Origin of the sequence: Streptomyces sp. BE303, assembly GCF_036290945.1 — a bacterium.
In the GTDB taxonomy this organism is placed as follows: Bacteria; Actinomycetota; Actinomycetes; order Streptomycetales; family Streptomycetaceae; genus Kitasatospora.
The window spans coordinates 1-749 of the sequence record NZ_JAQYWZ010000430.1 but is presented as its reverse complement, the minus strand read 5'-3'; the positions used below and the strand labels follow the sequence as shown (position 1 = coordinate 749).

Genomic DNA, 749 nt, shown 5'->3' with positions numbered 1-749 from the left:
TGGCGGATCGGTCCGCGGTGGAGGCGTTGCTGGCCGTGGTCGGTCGGGTCGACGCGGTCGTGCACGCGGCCGGTGTGGGCGAGGACGTGGCGCTGGTCGACGCGGACGAGGCGCATCTGGACCGGGTGATCCGGGGCAAGGTCGACGGGGCGTTGCACCTGGACGCGTTGGTCGGTACGGATCTTGACGCGTTCGTGGTGTTCTCGTCGATCTCGGGTGTCTGGGGCAGCGGGGAGCAGGCGGCGTACGGGGCGGCGAACGCGGCGCTGGACGCGCTGGTGGCGCGGCGTCGCGCGCAGGGTCTGCCGGGTACCGCCGTCGCGTGGGGTCCGTGGGCCCGGGTCGGCATGGCGGCGGACGACGAGACGGCCACGCAGTTGCGCCGCCGGGGTCTGAGCCCGATGAATCCCGCCCGGGCGCTGGCCGCGCTGGCATCGGCCGTCGGCTCGGGCGAGGCGGCCGTCACCGTCGCGGACGTCCGCTGGGCGGACTTCCTGCCGCTGTTCACCGCGAGTCGCGCCCGACCGTTCTTCGACCGGCTGCCGGAGGCCGCCGAGTCGGCTGCCGCGCCGGAGTCGAACTCCGGTCTGGCCGCCCGGTTGGCGGGTCTGTCGTCGGCGGAGCGGCAGCGGACCGTGCTGGAGCTGGTCCGGGCCGAGGTCGCGGCGGTGCTGGGGCACGCGTCGGCCGGGGCGGTCGAGGCGTCGCGGGCGTTCAAGGAGCTGGGCTTCGACTCGCTGACCGCCGTC

At 75.4% G+C, this 749-nt stretch carries 1 protein-coding gene; it reads left to right on the top strand.

Annotated elements, in window-relative coordinates:
• On the top strand, positions 1 to 749 hold a 749-nt coding region (locus PUR56_RS08655), incomplete at both ends, for a beta-ketoacyl reductase (RefSeq protein WP_329948447.1).